General features: G+C 57.7%; 14 protein-coding genes. 6 read left to right on the top strand and 8 right to left on the bottom strand.

The genetic code is table 11. The features are described from left to right. Positions 1-338 precede the first annotated feature (338 nt). The 3 genes from GbCGDNIH8_RS01155 to GbCGDNIH8_RS01145 are packed head-to-tail and all read left to right on the top strand — an operon-like array spanning position 339 to position 6,312. The gene (locus GbCGDNIH8_RS01155; RefSeq protein WP_072571788.1) at positions 339-3,521 is read left to right on the top strand and encodes an efflux RND transporter permease subunit; all 3,183 of its coding nucleotides are present in this window, start codon (positions 339-341) and stop codon (positions 3,519-3,521) included. Next, the gene (locus GbCGDNIH8_RS01150; protein ID WP_072571787.1) at positions 3,521-4,717 is read left to right on the top strand and encodes an efflux RND transporter periplasmic adaptor subunit; all 1,197 of its coding nucleotides are present in this window, start codon (positions 3,521-3,523) and stop codon (positions 4,715-4,717) included. Before GbCGDNIH8_RS01155 ends, GbCGDNIH8_RS01150 begins: the two co-directional genes overlap by 1 nt. Next, the gene (locus tag GbCGDNIH8_RS01145; RefSeq protein ID WP_172822871.1) at positions 4,714-6,312 is read left to right on the top strand and encodes an efflux transporter outer membrane subunit; all 1,599 of its coding nucleotides are present in this window, start codon (positions 4,714-4,716) and stop codon (positions 6,310-6,312) included. The genes GbCGDNIH8_RS01150 and GbCGDNIH8_RS01145 overlap by 4 nt, the downstream gene beginning before the upstream one ends. A 78-nt stretch (positions 6,313-6,390) precedes the next feature. Here the strand turns inward: GbCGDNIH8_RS01145 and GbCGDNIH8_RS01140 are convergent, their stop codons facing one another. From GbCGDNIH8_RS01140 to pdxH, 3 genes are all read right to left on the bottom strand, one after another. Beyond that, positions 6,391-7,995: a glycosyltransferase gene (locus GbCGDNIH8_RS01140; RefSeq protein ID WP_072571786.1), complete on the bottom strand. Its 1,605-nt coding sequence runs from the start codon at positions 7,993-7,995 to the stop codon at positions 6,391-6,393. A 28-nt stretch (positions 7,996-8,023) separates the two neighbouring features. Further along, the gene (locus tag GbCGDNIH8_RS01135) at positions 8,024-8,356 is read right to left on the bottom strand and encodes a hypothetical protein (protein WP_072571785.1); all 333 of its coding nucleotides are present in this window, start codon (positions 8,354-8,356) and stop codon (positions 8,024-8,026) included. Between the two features lie 145 nt (positions 8,357-8,501). Further along, the gene (gene pdxH, locus GbCGDNIH8_RS01130; protein WP_072571784.1) at positions 8,502-9,143 is read right to left on the bottom strand and encodes a pyridoxamine 5'-phosphate oxidase; all 642 of its coding nucleotides are present in this window, start codon (positions 9,141-9,143) and stop codon (positions 8,502-8,504) included. 223 nt (positions 9,144-9,366) lie between these two features. Here pdxH and fabI point away from each other — a divergent pair, with 223 nt between their 5' ends. The 3 genes from fabI to GbCGDNIH8_RS01115 all read left to right on the top strand — a co-directional run bounded on the left by fabI (position 9,367) and on the right by GbCGDNIH8_RS01115 (position 15,552). Beyond that, positions 9,367-10,200, top strand: coding sequence for an enoyl-ACP reductase FabI (fabI, locus tag GbCGDNIH8_RS01125; protein ID WP_072571783.1), 834 nt, complete (start codon positions 9,367-9,369; stop codon positions 10,198-10,200). A gap of 18 nt (positions 10,201-10,218) precedes the next feature. Beyond that, entirely contained in the window at positions 10,219-11,307 is a 1,089-nt protein-coding gene (gene aroC, locus GbCGDNIH8_RS01120) for a chorismate synthase (protein WP_072571782.1), read from the top strand. 237 nt (positions 11,308-11,544) lie between these two features. Beyond that, positions 11,545-15,552, top strand: coding sequence for a Pls/PosA family non-ribosomal peptide synthetase (locus GbCGDNIH8_RS01115; protein WP_172822870.1), 4,008 nt, complete (start codon positions 11,545-11,547; stop codon positions 15,550-15,552). Positions 15,553-15,603: 51 nt separating this feature from the next. On the opposite strand, the gene GbCGDNIH8_RS01110 is transcribed toward GbCGDNIH8_RS01115, so the two are convergent. The 5 genes from GbCGDNIH8_RS01110 to GbCGDNIH8_RS01090 form a co-directional block, all read right to left on the bottom strand. Then, positions 15,604-16,344, bottom strand: coding sequence for a TlyA family RNA methyltransferase (locus GbCGDNIH8_RS01110; RefSeq protein WP_072571781.1), 741 nt, complete (start codon positions 16,342-16,344; stop codon positions 15,604-15,606). After that, positions 16,344-18,350: a 1-deoxy-D-xylulose-5-phosphate synthase gene (gene dxs / locus GbCGDNIH8_RS01105; protein WP_072571780.1), complete on the bottom strand. Its 2,007-nt coding sequence runs from the start codon at positions 18,348-18,350 to the stop codon at positions 16,344-16,346. Before dxs ends, GbCGDNIH8_RS01110 begins: the two co-directional genes overlap by 1 nt. A gap of 69 nt (positions 18,351-18,419) precedes the next feature. Further along, entirely contained in the window at positions 18,420-19,349 is a 930-nt protein-coding gene (locus GbCGDNIH8_RS01100; protein ID WP_072571779.1) for a polyprenyl synthetase family protein, read from the bottom strand. A 56-nt stretch (positions 19,350-19,405) separates the two neighbouring features. Then, positions 19,406-19,672: an exodeoxyribonuclease VII small subunit gene (locus tag GbCGDNIH8_RS01095; RefSeq protein WP_072571778.1), complete on the bottom strand. Its 267-nt coding sequence runs from the start codon at positions 19,670-19,672 to the stop codon at positions 19,406-19,408. 105 nt (positions 19,673-19,777) lie between these two features. Beyond that, positions 19,778-20,065 carry a sulfurtransferase TusA family protein gene (locus GbCGDNIH8_RS01090; protein ID WP_072571777.1) on the bottom strand — a complete coding sequence of 96 codons (288 nt, stop codon included), beginning with the start codon at positions 20,063-20,065 and terminating at the stop codon, positions 19,778-19,780. Positions 20,066-20,152: the final 87 nt, after the last annotated feature.

Genomic DNA, 20,152 nt, shown 5'->3' with positions numbered 1-20,152 from the left:
TAAAAAACAAACGGTCCTAAATTACAATGACAGTAAAAATAAATTTCGGTCATTGCTTGCGAAGGCAATCTTAAACACGATTTTAGTTACTCATTTGATTACTTTTATGCAGAAGTCCCTGCGAGCTAAGGAAAATAACATGCACCGCCTTCAACTATTAATGCCTTGTCATCTGCCTACCTTGACTTCTCTCCGGGATTATCAGCCCGTTGGCTCTCAGGATAAAAAATTTCACGAGAGCAAAACAGGTGCAGCCGAACGTATTTCGGCATAAAGGCAACTGACCGACTACACGTGAGGAAAGTTTCCCAATATGAACGACCGCCGGGATTAGACGAATGAACGCACTCGTTCTTGTTGCTCTTAGACGACCATACACTTTCGTTGTTTTGTCGATTGCCATTGTTTTCTTTGGTATTCTGTCCATCCTCAAAACACCAACAGACGTATTTCCGACCATCCGCATTCCGGTTATCGCCGTCGTATGGACGTATGGGGGCTTGCTCCCTGATGAAGTCGCCGGTCGAATTATCTACAATTTCGAACAGGGCGTTACCTCGACCGTCGAGGGAATCGAACATATGCAGTCCGATTCCTACTACGGTCGCGCGGTTGTTAATATTTTCTTCCAGCCCGGCACTGAAATCGGCTCTGCTGAAGCAGACGTGGTCGCTATTTCCCAGACCGTGCTGATACAGCTGCCGGAACATACGCCAGCGCCGATGATCATGAAGCTGGAAGCCTCCTCGGTTCCAGTGATCACGCTGAAGCTGACATCCGACAATATGACTCCTTCGGATCTGTTCAAACTGGCGCAGATCCGTATCCGCCCCATGCTGGTAACCGTTCCGGGCGCGATCGTCCCCCACCCCTACGGTGGTATGGACAGTTTCGTCATGATCAGCCTGAATCAGGAACAGTTGCAGGCGCACCATATCTCGGCCATGGACGTGCAGAAGGTTCTGGATACCCAGAACGTCGTGCGTCCGGCGGGTGACCAGAAAATAGGCCCGACAGACTGGATGGTGCAGACGAACGCCACCCCCAGAACGGTCGAGGAAATCGCCAATATTCCGGTTAAACGTGTCGGCAACGCGGTCGTTTATATTCACGATCTCGGCGAAGTGTACCGCGGCGGCCATCCACAGACCAACCTCGTCCTGGTGCATGGACGGCAGGCAGTTCTGCTGGTTGTCATGAAAAGCGGTGAAGCCTCAACCCTGGACGTGATCAGCGGCGTGCGTAATCTTCTTCCACGTCTGGAAAAAGTTATTCCCGCCAGCAGCCATATCAGCGTGTTCAGCGACGCCGCCGGTTTCGTGAAAGGCGCGATCACGGACGTGTTGCGGGAAATGACGACCGCAGCAGCACTCACCGGCTTCGTGGTCATCATGTTCCTTGGCTCATGGCGTCCCACGGTCATCATCGCGACATCGATTCCGCTGGCTATTCTCTGCTCCCTGATCGGGCTTGGCTGGCTTGGTCAGACCATCAACGTGATGACACTCGGCGGTCTGGCGCTGGCTGTCGGCATCCTGGTGGACGACGCCACCGTGATGATCGAAAATATCGATACCCATCTTGAAATGGGAAAAGATCTGGAAACAGCCATTGTCGATGCCGCCAACCAGATCGTAATCCCGACCTTCGTCTCCACCACCTGTATCTGCATCGTCTGGCTGCCCCTGTTCGCCCTCAGCGGCGTGGCAGGCTGGCTGTTCATGCCGATGGCTGAAGCCATCATTCTGGCCATGGCGGCCTCGTTCATCCTGTCCCGCACACTGGTGCCGACCATGGCAAAGTATCTGCTGGCCGGGCATGGACATCAGGAAGGTCACGGCCACGAGGAAGGCCATGGTCATGCCCATCCGCCCAAACCGCCGGGCTTCTTTACCCGCTTCCAGAAAGGCTTCGAGAGAGGGTTCAGCGCCTTCCGGGAAGGATATGGACGATTTCTGGAAGTCGCCATCAGGCGACGGGGAACGGTCGTTCTCTCCATGCTGGCGTTTTCTGTCGCCTCGCTCGGACTGTTCGGAATTATGGGCCGGGATTTCTTTCCGGAAGTAAAAGCCGGTCAGTTGCAGATGCATATGCGTGCACCGCTCGGCACACGTATCGAGGTCGCAGGCCGTATCGCAGCACTGGTTATCGACCGGATGCATGAATTGCTGCCTGGCCAGGTTGCCGATGCCGTCGCCAACTGTGGTATGGCTGAAGCACCGCACAACCAGGCCTTTATTCCGACCCCAACCATCGGCACTCAGGATTGTGACTTCACAGTCATGCTGAACAATCCTGAATCTCCGGTCTGGGATTATCGCAGACTCCTGCGTAAGGAACTGTCTGCCAGTTTCCCCGGCACAGTCTTTACCTTCCAGCCTGCCGAACTGACGGCAAAAATCCTTAACTTCGGTTCTCCGTCTCCGATCGACCTTAAGGTGCAGGGACCGGAACTGGCAAAGAGCTATGAGTACGCACGGATGCTCGTGAACAAGCTCCGTCGCATTCCAGGCGCATCAGACGTGGTTCTGCAGCAGACCATGCGGAATCCTACGCTCTTCGTCCGGAATGACCGAACCTTCGGCAGCGAGACGGATATCACCGCTGGCGATCTTGCCGACAGTGAACTGATGACACTGTCCGGCAGCTCGACGGTCGATCCTCAATATTGGTTCGATCCGCATTGGGGTGTCACCTTCACCCTCAACACCTATGTTCCACAGCCGCAGCTCACTCACTTCAACAATCTGCTGACTGTTCCGGTTGGCGGATCCGCAAACAACCCTCATTCCAAAATCCAGCTTCTGGGTGGCGTCAGCCATGTCGGCCCGATCGGCACACCTGGAGAAGTGACCCGCTACAACTCTATGCCGAGCTTCGACATCTATGTTTCTACAGAAGGGATCGACCTTGGCACGGTTCTGAAAAATGTCGACAAAATCGTTAATGAAAATGCCAGCACACTGCCCCGTGGCGCCATTGTGCAGATACAGGGTCAGGCCCCCACAATGCGCCAAGCCTATGCCCAGCTGATCGGTGGTCTATTCGTCTCAGTTGCGGTGATCTATCTGCTGATCGTGGTGAATTTCCAGTCCTGGATGGATCCGTTCATCATCATCACCGCCTTGCCAGGCGCGCTTGCCGGGATTGCCTGGAGCCTGTTCCTGACTAAAACCAATATCTCGGTGCCTGCCCTGACAGGTGCGATCATGTGCATGGGCACAGCCACCGCCAACTCCATTCTGGTGGTGTCCTATGCTCGTGAAAGGATGGAAATACACGGCAAAGCGCTTACGGCTGCCCTCGAAGCGGGCTACGGGCGTATCCGTCCGGTGATCATGACGGCCAGCGCTATGATCGTGGGCATGATCCCGATGGCCACCAGCAACTCGGAAAATGCGCCATTGGGTAAAGCCGTGATCGGTGGCCTGATCATGGCCACGATTTCCACCCTCGTGTTCGTCCCCTGTGTTTACGCAATTATTTATGGCCGGCGTTCTGCTTCCAAAGGAGCGGCATAATGAAAATAAGACTCCCCTACGTTATTGTCCTGCTTGGCGGCTGTGCGCTTGGTGTCTATGCGTTCACCCTGTTCAAGGAACAACTGACCAAGGTCTCATCCCTGAAGGATGAGACCGACTACAACGCCATCCCCGATGTGACGGTGGTGAAGCCGAAACTGGCCTCCAACCAGCACAAGCTGACGCTGCCCGGCACTCTGGACGCGTGGTATCAGGCCAAGATTTATCCTCAGGCCACTGGTTATGTGAAAATGTGGTACAAGGATTATGGCGCAGTCGTCAAAGCAGGCGATGTGCTGGCCGAAATCAATACACCCATGCTGGATGCAGAGTATAATCAGGCGAAAGCTGACTACGAAGCCAAGGTGGCCAAATACAATCTGGCCAAGATCAGTGCAGAACGCTGGCATAACATGAAGAAGGCCAATGCTGTCTCCGGCCAGTCCGTCTCGGTTGCTGATGCCAATCTGCAATCCGGTTACGCGGAAATGCAGGCAGCAGCCCATACTGTTGCCAAGTATGAAGCACTGGAACGGTTCAAGACCATCGTTGCTCCGTTTGATGGCGTTGTGACAGCTCGTAACATCAATGTCGGCGACTACGTCCGCTCCGGCACCGGTGAACACGGCGAGGAAGACGAAGCGACACAGATGTTCACAGTCTCAGACATGCACAAGATGCGTCTGTTCGTCTCCGTGCCTCAGAACTTTGCCACCATTCTTCAACCCGGCATGACAGCGAACATCACCCTGCCTCAGGATCCGGGCAAGGTATATAAGGCTGATTTCCTGACAATCGCCCGCAGCTTCAACTCCGATACCAGAACGGCGATTACAGAATTCGTACTGGATAATCCTGATCATGCCCTGTGGCCGGGCACTTTCGCCTCTGTGCATTTTACGGCTCCCGTGCCTTACAAGAGCTTCGAGATTCCAACGGCGACCCTGGTCTTCCAGGAGCCCGGACTACAGGTTGCGGTGATCGACAAGAACAATCACGTCCATTTCAAAGACATCAAGGTCGGAACGATGGCTGATACATCGACGACCGTGACCGAAGGCGTGAAAGAAGATGATGTGCTGATCAAAAATCCTCCCTCCGACCTGCTGGAAGGACAGACTGTCCGGATCACCAAGCCGATGAACGGATATGAGGGCAATAACTCCCCGGCGGATGAGGAGGTTTCCGAAGAATGATGCCCTCTCTCCAGATATTGCAGAAGGGACTTCGGTCCCTTCTGAAGGCAAGTAGCGCCCTTATTTGTTCCGGTATCGTCGCGGGCTGCAATCTCGCACCGGACTATAAAGTGCCGAATTTCATCGTTCCGGCTTCCTGGCACGGACAAGGTCCATTCAAGGAAGCAAAACCTGCCGACACGCAAATTCCACAGAAATGGTGGGTCCTGTTCCAGGATCCAACCCTGAATGATCTGGAGGAGCGCGCCGTCGTCAACAACGCCGATCTGCAGGCAGCGGCCGAACGATTCCTGCAGGCACGCTCGATGATCATGAAGGTGCGGTCAGAGCTTCTGCCGCATGTCGGGATTCAGGCCGGAGCCTCAAATAACAGGCAGTCGGCTGACAGCCTGTTCTATGCACCGGGCAGCCCACTCAACCAGAGCGACACGTTCTATGGCGCGGTCGCATCATGGGAACCTGACTTTTGGTCCAGAATCCGTAACCGTATTCGTGCCACGGAAAATTTCGTGCAACAGCGTGCCGCCGACTATGCCGCGGCAAGGCTGAGCATGGAGGCCGAACTGGCATCCGAATACATTATGCTGCGCGGACTGGATGCGCAGGAGGAAATTCTGCGTCAGGCAATCGCCTATTATAATAAAGCGATTGAAATTACGGGTGCCCAGGTCAGCAATCAGGCAGCGCCGCCACTGGATCTGATCCGTGCCAAAAACCGTCTGTATGTCACGCAGGCTCAGGAACTTGATATTCGTGCAGAGCGGCAAGTGGTTGAACATGCAATCGCAATTCTGACCAACGCCTCACCCAGCACGTTCCACATTCCAGCGAAAGACCACTTTGACTTTCCAAATGTGGATGTGCCGGTCAGCGTGCCCTCTCTGCTGTTGCAACGTCGCCCGGACATTGCTTCCTCGGAACGCAAAATGGCTGAAGCCAATCGTATGATCGGTGTGGCGAGGGCTGCATTCTATCCGGATGTATCCCTGGCAGCGAATGGTGGCTTTGATGCCAGCGGTTTCAATCTTGGAACGCTCCAGAACAGCATGTGGTCCTATGGTGCAGCCGTGAACATCCCGATTTTTGAAGGCGGGCTGCGACGGGCCGAATTGCAAAACTCATGGTCCGTCTATCGCGAAACACGGGATGCTTACCGCTCCAAGGTGCTGTCTGCATTCAAGGAAGTGGAAGACGGACTTTCCAAAACGACCCTCTACAAACAGGAAGTCGTCAAGCTGGCAGAAGCTGTCAAGACAGCTTCACAGATGCAGGTGATCACCATGACGCTGTATACGGGTGGTCTATCCAACTATCTGGATGCGATCATCGCCCAGGAAGCAAAGCTTGATGCACTGATGTCCAAGGTGCAAGTGCATGTGAAATATGAAAAATCGGTAGTGGAACTGATCAGATCTGTCGGTGGAGGCTGGAGCACGGCCCAAATTCCGCCAAAAGACCAGCTCCAGTCCTTCGATGTCTTCCAATATGACGGACTACGTCATCCCAAGGACATTGGCGGCATTCCGGTGGAAGCCAATCCCGAGAAGTTTGAAAATCTGACGACGCCTTACATACCTTCAGCGAATACACACTGAACAATAAAAAATCCGCCCGGCCATAAGGTCGGGCGGATTGATATAATGGACAGAGTTTTTATTTTGTCAGCAATCCAATTACAACTCATTCTCTTGCAAACCAGCAGATACAAAAGCTGCTTTTATTAAAGCGTCGATTCGCTCACGCGAACAGTTTTTCTGGATATAAGAAAGGCAACGCTCTGAAATTTTATTGTATAGTTCCGGATCATTGTGCAGATTGAGTATCACTGTGACGAGGCTTTGCGTATCCCCGCCTAACAAGGCATTCATGGATAATGGCAGGTCCATGCCTTCTGCAGCAATCGGGGTGCAGACACAGGGAACGCCAGCGGCAAAACTGTCGAGAACCTTCCCTTTAAGGCCAGCCCCATAGCGCAAGGGCGCGACTGTCAACCGCGCCGTCAGAAAAACATCGCGAAGGTCAGGGACAGGTCCGATAAAGTGAACCCGTCCATGGCGCACGCCAACCAGATGTTTGGGAAGGCCCGTACCATATATCCGACAATCGATTGTCGGATCGATCGCCCATATCTGCGGCATCACCTCATTGATAAGATACTCTGCGGCATCACGATTGGGCGCATGCTTGTAGTTGCCAATGAAAGCAATGCCATGGCGCTGGTAAAATGTGGCGGATACCGGGTCTGCATCAACCGCCCATGGAATGACATGAACATTGGCGGCAGGCACATGAGTCCGAAGAACATCGCGTTCGTAAGAAGAATGCGTGATAACAGTGTCAACCTGCCATGCTGCTGCCAACTCAGCTTTCTGTGTACGGAAAGCATCCTGCCACAACAGTTCATCCTGTGTCATCTCGGCCTGCCGCATCATGCGCACAGCGTGAAGATCAGCTACCAGATAGACAATGACGGCATGTGGATTCCAGTACCGTATCAAGGGGATATACCGTATCGCCATTGAAGTGCGATGGATATAAACCGCATCGAACTGCCCGACATTCCTGCGCAGTACGTCTTCAATACTGCGAAAAAGCGGCGGTGCATAAAAATGAACCCCTATACCCGTCAGGAGATCAGGCGCAGCATCGTACTGCACCGCTGCAAAACTGACTTCCATCCCCAGACGCTGGAGAGATTCAATATGCGATACGATCGCGTTGGAGCCGGCATCACGATTTTTTGCCGGAACTACTTCATCCAGAACAAGCACACGGCATCCGGTGAAAGGATGAATTTTCTCAGCCGGTAAGCGATCCAGAAAATCATCTTCCCGACAAAGGGATTCTGTTTCAACCATACGCTGTGCAAGCTGCTCTGCCTGATCCAGCAGGAAACCGGCAGCCTGTTCCTGCCCCTCCCTACTTTCAATACTGCGAAGAAGACCGGACAGACCGTTTTTGAATTCCTCGTCAAAACAGTTTTCAGCCTCCAGCATATGGGGCGAGTTTTTAAGCTCCTGTCCGCTGGCTTCATCAACCAGGCTGATAACATGCCTTTTGACCGGATCAAGGGCAATGTCCCACTCCAGCTCAAACCCATGATAGCCGTTCCCGATACCGGCCTGCTCAAGATCAGGGCGATAACTGTTGGCAACAATAATGGAAATGAACTCTCCATTGCAAAGGCACCGTAATTTTGGTGGCACATGGGGATCATCCGGATTAAAAGCCCAGCCCTTGACCTTCCTTCGGGTTACTGAATCGACATGGCCGATCATCTTGCCATCCTTCCCACCTGCCCCAGGCTCAGGCAGTACCTCCAGGGCTGCGGCAAATCAGCAGAATCATATTGCAGATACCGGACGCTGATTCTGGATCGTCGGAGATCACGGCAAGCTTTTTTCCGGATTTCAGATGCCCGGCCAACATTTCAACATAGTGCTTGGGAACCACGACAGGGGCATTCCCCTCTTTTGCCAAATACCAGTAACGGTCTTCCTTCAGCATTTCAGGGTTCTGCTCATCAGAATTCTGCAGCAGTATCTTGAACGGCATATCATCAACCCAAGCGGGTGACAGATCCGGACCATTCCCTTCAAGCCGGATACCTTCTCCATCATACAAGGTGCCAGTGATCATCAAAAAGTCCCTTCAAACGTAAATTTAATTAATATTATTAGTATTAAAAACACATTCTTCAAAAAATGCGCGAATATCTCCCGATTATCATGATCAGGAGTATCATTAAAGCAATTTATATTAACCTGGACGATTAAAGAAGCGCTTAGGGATACAGTCTCTCCTGTCCCCAGCTTTTACCCTGACGCCTGAAAACCAGCCGGTCATGCAACCGGAACGGCATCTGCTGCCAGAATTCTATCGCTGTCGGAATCACGCGATATCCCGACCAGTAGGCCGGACGAGGAATATCATCTCCCGGATAACGCGCTTCCTCCTCCTCCACGCGCTTCTGCAATGTCCTCCGGTCAGGAAGGGGGCGGGACTGATCCGATGCGCGTGCTCCCAGACGGGAGATGCGGGGACGCGTATGGAAATAGGAATCCGCTTCCTCCACTGCAACTGGCACGGCCTTACCCTCAATACGGATCTGCCGCCCCAGAGATTTCCAGTGAAACAACAGGGCAACCTGCGGATTAGCCCCGATCTCCAGCCCTTTCCGGCTTTCCGTGTTGGTAAAAAACACGAATCCCCGTTCCGGATGCTGCGGCCCATCGACATTACGCAGCAGCACGATCCGGGCCGAGGGAGCGCCGGAAGGTGTAGACGTCGCCACCGTCATGGCATTCGGGTCATTCGGCTCCGCTGCTCTGGCCTCTTCCATCCACAGGGCAAAGGCTGCAAACGGGTCTGCAAACGCCAGTTCCGGTGCCTGAAATGGGGATTTTGCGTCACTATCCATGCTCATGCGATCTTCCTTCCCCGCCGATCCCTTGCCGAAAGCGCCAGCCCTGTGCCACCACCCATCAGGCGCCGGACCGTAGCAATACTGTGCTTCTGCCCTGCCCTGCTGTTTCGTCAAGTCCGCCGCCCGGGACCACTATGCCTGACAGTATCAATGCCTGCCCGTTTTCAACACCCATGGCTCTCTTTGCCAGGACTGACCGTCCCATGATGAGGAACCTCGCACCATGACACAGAGCGGACCCCAGACCGGAACTCTGATGCAGGGAAAGCGTGGCCTGATCATGGGTGTCGCCAATGACCGCTCCATCGCATGGGCCATCGCGCAGGCCTGTGCGGCACAGGGCGCGCAGCTTGCCTTCACCTATCAGGGGGATGCTCTGGCCAAGCGGGTCATTCCGCTCGCGGAAAGTGTTGGCAGCTCCCTGATTGTTCCGTGTGATGTCGGTGATGATGCCTCGATGGATCAGGCCTTCACACAGGTGTCCGATCATTTCGGTGGCAGAATTGACTTTCTGGTCCATGCCATTGGCTGGGCCGACAAGAATTTCCTCCGCGGCCGCTATCTGGATATTCCGCGCGATGCGTTTCTGCAGGCACTGGACATTTCATGCTACAGCTTCACCGCTGTCTGTCGCCGTGCAGCAGAGTTGATGAGCGATGGTGGCTCCATGCTGACACTCAGCTATCTGGGGGCGGAACGCTGGATGCCGCATTATAACGTGATGGGCGTGGCCAAGGCCGCATTGGAAGCCAGCGTGCGTTATATGGCTGCCGATCTGGGTGGGAATGGCATCCGGGTGAACAGCCTGTCCGCCGGCCCGATCAAAACACTGGCCGCGAGTGGAATCGGCGATTTTCGCTATATCCTGCGCTGGAACGAGTTGAACGCGCCCATGGCCCGCAATGTCACTCTGGCTGAGGTCGGTAGCGCCGGCCTGTATCTGGTGTCTGATCTCAGCAGCGGCGTAACCGGGGAAAATCACCATGTCGATTGCGGCTATAATATTGTTGGCATGAAAAATCCCCTCGCCCCCGACATTGCAGTGGTTTCAGACTGAAAGCCTCACGGTTGCCCCATGTCCCATAACAGCTTCGGCCATCTGTTCCGCGTCACCACCTGGGGTGAAAGCCATGGCCCGGCGATTGGCTGTGTCGTGGATGGCTGCCCCCCCGGCATTCCGCTGACCGAAGCCGATATCCAGCCAGCGCTGGATCGCCGCCGCCCCGGCCAGTCACGCTTCACGACCCAGCGCCGGGAAGCCGATCAGGTGCGCATCCTTTCCGGCACGTTTGAGGGTGTGACAACCGGTACCCCGATCGCGCTGGAAATCCAGAACACTGATCAGCGATCAAAGGATTACGGAGACATCGCCCAGCGTTACCGGCCCGGCCATGCCGATCTGACCTATGATCTGAAATACGGCATCCGGGACTATCGCGGTGGTGGTCGCAGTTCGGCCCGTGAAACCGCCTGCCGGGTCGCCGCCGGAGAAGTCGCCCGTAAAATCCTGGGCGCGGCAATCACCATCCGGGCGGCTCTGGTCAGGATAGGGCCGCACGGGATCGACCGATCACGTTGGGACTGGTCACAGATTGAGGCCAATCCGTTTTTCTGCCCTGATCCGGTCGCTGCTGAGCAATGGACGGCCTATCTGGATGAGATCCGCAAACGCGGCTCCTCGGTCGGAGCCGTGGTGGAAGTCATTGCCGAAGGGGTGCCGGCCGGCCTCGGCGCGCCGCTTTACGGGAAGCTGGACAGCGATCTGGCCGCAGCCCTGATGAGCATCAATGCCGTCAAGGGCGTGGAGATTGGAGATGGATTCGACGCAGCCACCCTGACGGGTGAAGAAAACGCCGATGAAATCCTTGCTGCCCCCAATGAAGCCGGAGGAACCCATATTTTCGGCTCCAACCATGCAGGTGGCATTCTCGGCGGCATTTCCAGCGGACAGCCGGTCATAGTGCGGTTCGCGGTTAAACCGACCAGCTCTATCCTGATCCCCCGCCGTTCGGTCGGACGGGATGGACAGCCGGTCGAGATCATCACCAAAGGCCGCCACGATCCCTGTGTCGGCATCCGCGCCGTGCCGGTTGGTGAAGCCATGGTCGCCTGTGTGCTGGCTGACCACCTGCTGCGTGATCGGGCACAGAACGGCCTGCGGTGACCTGACCCTACCTTGACCTGGCACGGCAGGGGCAAGCAATATCCTGATAAGCGACAGCAGTCTTAATGCGGATTTAATATTATTACGTCAGAACAACATTGCTTCCTGTCATCAGATACCGTGAAATGAGCTTGCTTGCTGCGACAGGTTATCCCTTACCATTTAACATACCCAGCCAGCCACCAGCCATGACGCCAGGCAGGCATATTATTGAACATGCGGAATTTGCGCGGTGGAATGACAGAGTCCGCTGCCTGCTCCGTGCAATGGAGAGTCGGTTTGAACGAGATGCGTGATATTCCTGCTCCGATCACACCGGATGACGGCTCTCTGGCAGATGTTTTCCGTTTTACCGCCGCTCGTTTACCTGAAAAAACCGCCATCCGCTTTCGCGGGCAGACCATCAGCTATGCAGAGCTGGACGCGCTCAGCAGCCGCTGGGCGGCCGTTCTGGCGGCACGTGGCATCGGGCCGGGTCGTTTCGTCGGCATCTGGATTACACGCTCCATTGCCCTGCATGCCGCCGTTCTCGCGGTTCTGAAAACCGGTGCGGCCTATCTGCCCTTTGACCCCGAAGCGCCGCGTGAACGCGTGGATATCAGCGTCGAGGACTGCCAGGCCGCCGCCGTGCTGGTCGATGCCGCCCATCTGACACTGGCCGATGGGCTGAGTGTTCCCGTGATGACGACCGATACGCTGGATGAAACCGCACCTGCCATCGCGCCGGGTGCCGATGCGTTTCAGCGGCCTTCTCCAGGTGATCCGGCTTATGCCATCTACACATCGGGCTCGACCGGCAAGCCGAAAGGCATCGCCGTCTGCCAGAGCAATATTCGCCATCTGCTGCAGTCCGAAAATGCGGTTCTGGGCATCCGCGAGGATGATATCGTCTACCAGGGTTTCTCCCCTGCTTTCGATATGTCGCTGGAAGAGGTGTTTATCTCCTACCTCGCCGGGGCGACACTGGTCGTCGCACCGCCGGAACTCGTCCGCGCCTCCGATGCACTGCCGGACGTGCTGACCGAGGAAAACGTCACCGTCCTGCATTGCGTGCCGACTCTGCTGGCCATGCTGGACCGTGATGTTCCCTCCCTGCGTCTGATCAATATGGGTGGGGAGGCCTGTCCCGCCGTACTGGTGGATCGCTGGTGGAAGCCGGGGCGTCGCCTGCTGAACACCTACGGTCCGACTGAAACCACCGTCACCGCCACGGCGGCAGAGCTGGAGCCGGGCGATCCGATCACCATCGGCTATCCGCTCCCCGGCTATACCGCTTATATTCTGGACGAAACGACGCTGGCCCCTGTTCCTGCCGGTGAGAGCGGGGAGTTACTGATCGGTGGCCCCGGTGTGTCCCTCGGCTATATCGGCCGCCCTGAGCTGACTGCTGAAAAGTTCATCCGCAATCCTCTCGCGGCTGCGGATGCATCGGACATTCCTGACCCTGTCCTGTATCGCACCGGCGACAAGGCCAGCTTTGATACGGAAGGTCGCATCGTCTTTCATGGCCGCATTGACGACCAGATCAAATTCCGTGGCTACCGCATTGAAACCGGGGAAATAGAGGCCGAACTCGGCAAGCTGGATGCGGTGCGGGCGGCCGCGGTCGTGCTGCGTGAGGATAGCGCCGGCACACAACATCTGGTCGCGTTCATTTCCTATGCCGAGGGTACAACACCCGATGCCGGAACGATCCGCGCCGCGCTCGCGGCCAGATTACCCGCCTATATGCTGCCAACCGTGTTTCTGGCGCTGGACGAGATTCCCCGCCTGCCCAGCGGTAAGATCAACCGCAAGGCGCTTCCCGCCGTCATTGAAACCATTGCGCCGGAAAAACGCGATATCGTAGCGCCGCGCACCCCGGCTGAGGCAGCACTGGTGGAGGCGGCGCAAGCCGTGTTTCCGCATATTCAGGTCAGCACCACCGACGATTTCTTTCAGGATCTCGGCGGCCATTCACTTTCAGCGGCAGGGCTGGTCTCACGGCTGCGACAGGATGAGCGGTTCCGCTCTGTGTCCATTCAGGATCTGTACGAGTGCCGCACACTGGACCGGCTGGCAGCCAAATTTGCCGACACGGCAAGCGGGGACACAACCGCCGCCCTGCCACCTTTCCAGACCGTGCCGCCATGGCGTCACCGCCTGTGCGGCGCAGCCCAGTCTGTAGCCCTGATCCCGATTTTCGGCCTTCAGGCCATTCGGGACATTGTGCCGTACCTGGTCTTCTCCGCCCTGATGGAATTCGAGTGGACGCTGCGTCAGGCCATTCTCGGCACATTATTCACCTTCGTGCTGACGCCGCTGGTCATTACCGCCATCGCCATTGCCGCGAAATGGCTGGTGATCGGGCGCTATAAACCCGGCAGCTATCCGCTATGGGGCAGTTATTATTTCCGCTGGTGGTTCGTATCGCGGATGCTTCAGGTCGTGCCGGCGGCTTTCATGGCCGACACGCCTGCCTACAGTATTTATTGCCGTCTGCTCGGGATGAAAGTCGGCAAGGATGCCCATCTCGGTTCGGTCGGATTCGGAGCTGCCGATCTGATCGAAATCGGCGCCGATACCAGCATCGGCAACGAGGTGTTCCTCAACAACGTGTCGATCGAAGGCGGTATGCTTCATATCGGCCATATAAGGATCGGCGCGGATTGTTATGTCGGTTCCCGCGCCGTGGTCGAACGCGATGCGGTGATGGAAGACCGGGCCGAATTGGGCAATTTGTCTGCCCTGTCCGCAGACCGCACAATCCCGGCCGGTGAGATCTGGACCGGCTCCCCCGCCAGCTTCACTGCGAAAGCCGCACCGGAAACACAGCCGGAACAAGTCACCCCATTGCGCCGCGTGGTGTTTGATACCGCCCTGTCACTGGTGATGGCTGTATTCCCGGTTATCGCCTTCGTGCCACTGCTGCCCGGCATGGTGATCTATGATCAGCTCCATGATGGTCGCTGGAGTATCGGCGCGGTGCCGCTTTATGCCCTGATCCCGCTGCTGTCGGTCATGTATATCAGCTTCATGCTGGCCGAAATCGTGATCCTCCGCTGGCTGCTGCTCGGGCGGGTCAAGGCAGGCGTATATGATGTGCGCTCAGCTTTCTTCCTGCGGAAATGGTTCGTCGATCATCTGATGGAGCTGGCGCTGGGGGCTGTCCATGCCATTTACGCCACGCTTTATGTCGTCCCCTGGATGCGGGCGCTGGGTGCCAAAATCGGCGAATATACCGAGATTTCTACCGCAACCTCCGTCACGCATGATTTGCTGGACATCGGGCCGGAAGCTTTCATCGCCGATGGCGTGATGCTGGGGGATGCCGATATCCGCCATGGCAGGCTATACCTGCGCAAGACCATCATCGGCCGCCGTAGCTTCGTCGGTAACTCCGCCCTGCTGCCGGATGGCACCTCCATCCCCGATGAGTGTCTGGTCGGCTGTCTGTCAGTGCCGCCCGCAACCGACAAGGCACCGCTCAAGGACGGTCAGACCTGCCTCGGCAGCCCCTCCTTCATCCTTCCTACACGCCAGAGCTTTACCTGCCATGCCGAGACTCTGACCTTCCGTCCTGGGCCAATCCGCATCGGTATGAGGCTGCTGATCGAAGGTATTCGGGTGCTGCTGCCACCTGCGCTGTTCATCGCCATGCTGGGTCATGCGATGAGCTGTTTCGACTGGACCTATGACCATTACGGATTGCTGGCCTCCTACGCGGCGGTGCCGTTTATCTACTTCGCGGTGATGGGTGTTCCGTCCCTGCTGAGTGTCGCCCTGATGAAATGGGTGCTGATCGGGCGCTATAAATCGGCGGAAGTACCGATGTGGACGCCGTTCGTGTGGCTCAGCGAGGCGGTTACTGCCACCTATGAAGGGCTGACCGTGCCGTTCCTGCTCGACCCATTCCGCGGCACGCCTTTCCTGCCATGGTCGTGGAAACTGCTGGGTGCGAAAGTAGGACACCGTATCTGCGCCGACACCACCGACCTGACCGAATTCGATATGGTGGAAATCGGTGACGATGCCGCACTGGACACAAATTGCGGGCCGCAGACCCATCTGTTCGAGGACCGGGTCATGAAAATCGGTCTGGTCCGGCTGGGCGCACGCACCTCGCTCGGCACCATGTCCATCGCGCTGTATGGCAGCACGGTGAATGATGATGCCCGGATCGGGCCGCTTTCTCTGGTCATGAAGGGAGAATCCATCCCGGCCGGCACAGTCTGGGCCGGTTCTCCGGCACGCCGGCAAAGCTGACATCCGGACTGGAACCCAAAAAGCCGGGATGCCGCTGCATCCCGGCTTTTTTTATTCCTTTACCGCCGCAATCAGAAATTCGCGATTGCCTTCAGGGCCGGTGATCGGACTGGGCTCGATTCCAAGCACGCGCCAGCCAGGCAAGCCCTGCCACCACTCCTGAATCATGCTACAGACCGCCTCATGCACAGCAGGGTCGCGCACCACTCCCTTGGCACCGATCGCGTCTCTTCCGGCTTCAAACTGGGGCTTGATCAGAGCAACAGCCCATCCGCCGGGAACGACCATCTCCAGCGAGGCTGGCAGGACAGTGCGCAGGCCGATGAAACTGGCATCACACACCACCACCTCGATCCGGTCACCGCCGAGACTCTCCGGGGTCAGGTGACGGGCATTGGTTTTTTCGCGTACCACAACACGGTCATCAGCCCGTAATTTCCAGGCCAACTGACCATGGCCGACATCAACCGCATGAACTTTGAGCGCGCCATGGCTCAGCAGTACATCCGTAAAGCCACCTGTAGAAGCCCCGACATCGAGGCAAATGCGCCCCTGCGGTGACAGGCCGAAATGCTCAAGACCATGGGCCAGCTTCAGCCCCCCGCGCGAGACCCAGGGATGATCCTGACCACGCAGTTCCAGCGGTGCCTCTTCCGGCAGCAGGTCACCAGCCTTGGCGATCCGGCGCTCCTGCGAGAAAACCAGCCCGGCCATGATCACGGCCTGCGCCCTGGAGCGGCTTTCCGTCAGACCGCGCTCCACCAGAAGCTGATCAGCACGCTTCTTGGCCATCAGGCGGGCTGCGGCGCCGTTACATTGACATCAGCCAGTTTCAGGACGGTATCGCGAATTGCCTGATGGTCAAGTCCGGCCTGTCTGATCTGGTTTGGCTGTGTATCATGGTCGATATAGCGATCCGGCAGGATCATGGAGCGGATTTTCAGGGCATGGCCATCGCGCCCATCCAGCAGGCCGGACTGCGCCAGATGCTGCATCACGTGGCTGGCATAGCCGCCTATCGAGCCTTCCTCAACGACCACGAGAACGTCGTTCTCCCGCGCCAGACGCTCCACCAGCGCCGTGTCCAGCGGCTTCACAAAGCGGCCATCCGCCACCGTCACCGTCAGGCCATGCGTGGCAAGATCATCCGCTGCCAGCAGGGCATCCTGCAACCGAGTGCCTATGCTCAGGATCGCGATCCCGCTCCGGCCATCCCGCACGATGCGGCCCTGACCGATCGGCAGGATATCCCCGCGCAGGCGACCTTTCCCATCACGCGGCAGCGCAACACCCACGCCTTCACCACGCGGATAACGCACCGCACTCGGCCCCGCATCATACGCCGCAACCGTCGCCACAGCATGCACGAGCTCCGCCTCATCAGACGGAGACATGATCATCATCCCGGGCAGACAGCCCAGATACGCCATGTCGAAGCTGCCAGCATGCGTCGCGCCATCGGCACCCACCAGACCCGCACGGTCAATCGCAAAGCGAACCGGAAGGTTCTGGATCGCAACGTCATGCACCAGCTGGTCATAACCGCGTTGCAGGAAGGTCGAATACAGCGCGCAGAACGGAACCATCCCCTCCACCGCCAGACCAGCCGCAAACGTCACCGCATGCTGCTCCGCGATCCCGACATCAAAGCAACGATCCGGGAAGCGCTTCTCAAACGCATCCAGACCCGTGCCCGACGGCATCGCCGCATTGATCGCAACCACCCGGGGATTATCCTCCGCCGCCGCAATCAGCGCCTCTGCAAAGACTTTCGTGTAGGTCGGCGGCGCAGGCTTCGCGCCCGGAACAGGCGCAGGCTTGATCTGCTCGCCCGTCACAACATTGAACCGGCTCACCGCGTGATATTTGTCCGCAGACGCCTCCGCAGGGGCATAGCCATGCCCCTTCCGCGTGATCGCATGCACCAGGATCGGACCCGTCTCCTCCGCATCCCGCACATTGCGCAGAACCGGCAGAAGATGATCCAGATTATGACCGTCAATCGGGCCTACGTAATAGAAGCCCAGCTCCTCGAACAGCGTGCCGCCCGTCAGGATGCCGCGGGCATATTCCTCCGCACGGCGCGCCGTCCGCTCGATCCCCCGCGGGAAATGGCGCGCCATCTTCCCAGCCAGATCACGCAGGTTCAGGAAGCTCCGCGATGACAGCAGACGCGACAGATATGCCGACATCGCCCCCACAGGAGGCGCAATCGACATGTCATTGTCGTTCAGGATCACCACCAGACGCGACTTCAGGCTGCCGGCGTTGTTCATCGCCTCATACACCATCCCCGCGCTCATCGCCCCGTCGCCGATCACAGCGATCACATGCTCCGGTCCCGCCCCGACCTCGCCCGCCGCACGCCGCAGATCGCGCGCCACCGCCATGCCAAGTCCAGCCGAGATCGAGGTCGAGCTGTGGCCCGCGCCGAACGGGTCGTATTCGCTCTCCGAACGCTTCGTAAAGCCGGACAGACCCCCACCCATCCGCAGCGTGCGAATACGATCCCGGCGACCTGTCAGGATCTTGTGAGGATAAGCCTGATGACCAACATCCCAGATCAGACGGTCAGACGGCGTGTCGAACACCGCATGGATCGCCACCGTCAGCTCAATCACGCCAAGCGCCGCGCCAAGATGCCCGCCCGTGACCGAGACAGCGTCTACCGTCTCCGCACGAAGCTCATCCGCAACCGCGCGCAGTTGCTCCGATGACATGTTCCGTAAATCAGACGGGTAACGAACACGGTCCAGGGTCGGAGTCTCATGGCGACGGCCAGGGGTTGTATCAGTCATAAAGTCAGTCTCACTCACACCGACGCGTCCATTCCGGGACACCGGAAGGGCGCCTCATCAAAAAGCGCTTCAGCTACGGCGCGCCAGAACATAATCGACCAGAGCGGTCAGCATCGCCGCCCGCCCACCGAACACGGACAAAGCCGCCTTCGCACGGTCGGCCAGAGCCTGTGCTTCGCGCTTTGCCCCGTCGATACCGAGCACAGCAACGAACGTCGCCTTGCCGGCGGCTTCATCCTTACCGGCGGTCTTACCAAGTTCTTCCGCCGTGCCTTCAGTATCCAGAATATCGTCCACAATCTGGAACGCCGCCCCGAGATCACGCCCGTAAGAGGCCAGAGCTTCCTGCTGAGCTGGCGTGGCCGCGCCGAGAATACCGCCTGCCTCAGCACTGTACTGAATCAGCCGCCCGGTTTTCAGGGCATGCAGACGCCCCACCTGCTCCGCCGTCAGCGCCCGTCCTTCCGATGCCATATCGATCATCTGACCACCGACCATGCCATCCGCACCCACAGCCCGGGCCAACGCCAGCACCAACGCACAGCGCGCGGCAGGATCAGGATGCGTGGCCGCATCCGCCAGCAATTCGAACGCACTGGTCTGAAGGGCATCACCGGCCAAAATCGCGGTTGCCTCATCAAAAGCGCGATGAGCAGAGGGTTTGCCTCGGCGCAGATCGTCATCATCCATCGCCGGAAGATCATCATGCACCAGAGAATAAGCATGCAGCATTTCGACCGAGGCCGCGGTCCGCACACCGGATTCAGCGGCGACCCCATCGAACAGGGCAGCACTTTCCAGCACCAGAAACGCCCGCAGACGCTTGCCACCATTCAGAACCGCATAGCGCATCGCCTCCACCACCCGTGACTCCGGGCCGGGAGGAACAGGCAGCAGACGATCCAGCGTCGCCTCGACCTCATGGGCGCGACGGGTCAGGGCCTCCTTTAAAGCCGAGGCCGGCAGCGTATGGGCAAGCTCAGGCGTCGCCACGGTCATATCCGCTTCATTCCCGTATGGATGATGGTCATCATAATCCGTTTCCGGTCGAACTCTCAGTCGCTCAGAGGACGGGTACCGGTGACGCCATCCGCTGATTCCACAATCGCCGCCACCCGCGCCTCGACATCCGCAAGCTTCGTCTCGCAGTGGCGACGCAGTGCATTGCCACGCTCATACGCGGCAATAGCGTGTTCCAGTTTCTGCTGGCCGCCTTCAAGGGTACGCACAATCTGCTCCAGCTCGGCCAGCGCATCCTCGAAAGACAAGGACTCGATGGGAGCGGAAGACACAGATGACGGTCCGCTTTTCGCGTCGCTCATGCCAATTCCTGCCTCTATCCTGCCGCGGGCATCGAAGGGCCAGTCTCGTAGCGGCTGTGCGGCGTTTTGGATAGAGCCTTCAGCCCCCGCCGCCTGCGTCTCTGATCAGCCGGAAACGGTGCCCTGCCCCTCCCCCCGATCCGTGGACGATCCGGAAGGGAAAGGATCGCCGCGGCGCCTGATCACGAAACTGAACACGCCGCCTTCCTCGCTCCAGGCCACCAGAGCATGGCCGGTCTCTCGACAGAAAGCATGGAAATCCGCCACGGAGGCACGATCGGTCGCCTGCACCCGCAGACGGTCCCCTGCCGCCATACCCCGTAGGGCACGGTTGGCACGGAGCACAGGCAAAGGGCAACTGAGGCCCCTGACATCCAGAACAGTTTCGGCCATGACGTAATTCTCCGCTCTTCTGTCCAACAGGACAAGCCCGCCCTGCCATAGAGACCATGAGAACAAGCAGCATTGGCGCTTGAGCAT

This window comes from Granulibacter bethesdensis, from assembly GCF_001889545.1.
GTDB classification, from domain to species: Bacteria; Pseudomonadota; Alphaproteobacteria; order Acetobacterales; family Acetobacteraceae; genus Granulibacter; species Granulibacter bethesdensis_B.
Note: the sequence above shows the minus strand (reverse complement) of the source record. Positions and strands in the feature narration are given on the sequence as shown.

What these genes read in the sequence shown, in the direction of transcription:
- GbCGDNIH8_RS01155 (WP_072571788.1), top strand. Translation starts at nt 339, where the DNA reads ATGAACGCACTCGTTCTTGTTGCTCTTAGACGACCATACACTTTCGTT.
- GbCGDNIH8_RS01150 (WP_072571787.1), top strand. Translation starts at nt 3,521, where the DNA reads ATGAAAATAAGACTCCCCTACGTTATTGTCCTGCTTGGCGGCTGTGCG.
- GbCGDNIH8_RS01145 (WP_172822871.1), top strand. Translation starts at nt 4,714, where the DNA reads ATGATGCCCTCTCTCCAGATATTGCAGAAGGGACTTCGGTCCCTTCTG.
- GbCGDNIH8_RS01140 (WP_072571786.1), bottom strand. Translation starts at nt 7,995, where the DNA reads ATGATCGGCCATGTCGATTCAGTAACCCGAAGGAAGGTCAAGGGCTGG.
- GbCGDNIH8_RS01135 (WP_072571785.1), bottom strand. Translation starts at nt 8,356, where the DNA reads ATGATCACTGGCACCTTGTATGATGGAGAAGGTATCCGGCTTGAAGGG.
- pdxH (WP_072571784.1), bottom strand. Translation starts at nt 9,143, where the DNA reads ATGAGCATGGATAGTGACGCAAAATCCCCATTTCAGGCACCGGAACTG.
- fabI (WP_072571783.1), top strand. Translation starts at nt 9,367, where the DNA reads ATGACACAGAGCGGACCCCAGACCGGAACTCTGATGCAGGGAAAGCGT.
- aroC (WP_072571782.1), top strand. Translation starts at nt 10,219, where the DNA reads ATGTCCCATAACAGCTTCGGCCATCTGTTCCGCGTCACCACCTGGGGT.
- GbCGDNIH8_RS01115 (WP_172822870.1), top strand. Translation starts at nt 11,545, where the DNA reads ATGACAGAGTCCGCTGCCTGCTCCGTGCAATGGAGAGTCGGTTTGAAC.
- GbCGDNIH8_RS01110 (WP_072571781.1), bottom strand. Translation starts at nt 16,344, where the DNA reads ATGGCCAAGAAGCGTGCTGATCAGCTTCTGGTGGAGCGCGGTCTGACG.
- dxs (WP_072571780.1), bottom strand. Translation starts at nt 18,350, where the DNA reads ATGACTGATACAACCCCTGGCCGTCGCCATGAGACTCCGACCCTGGAC.
- GbCGDNIH8_RS01100 (WP_072571779.1), bottom strand. Translation starts at nt 19,349, where the DNA reads ATGACCGTGGCGACGCCTGAGCTTGCCCATACGCTGCCGGCCTCGGCT.
- GbCGDNIH8_RS01095 (WP_072571778.1), bottom strand. Translation starts at nt 19,672, where the DNA reads ATGAGCGACGCGAAAAGCGGACCGTCATCTGTGTCTTCCGCTCCCATC.
- GbCGDNIH8_RS01090 (WP_072571777.1), bottom strand. Translation starts at nt 20,065, where the DNA reads ATGGCCGAAACTGTTCTGGATGTCAGGGGCCTCAGTTGCCCTTTGCCT.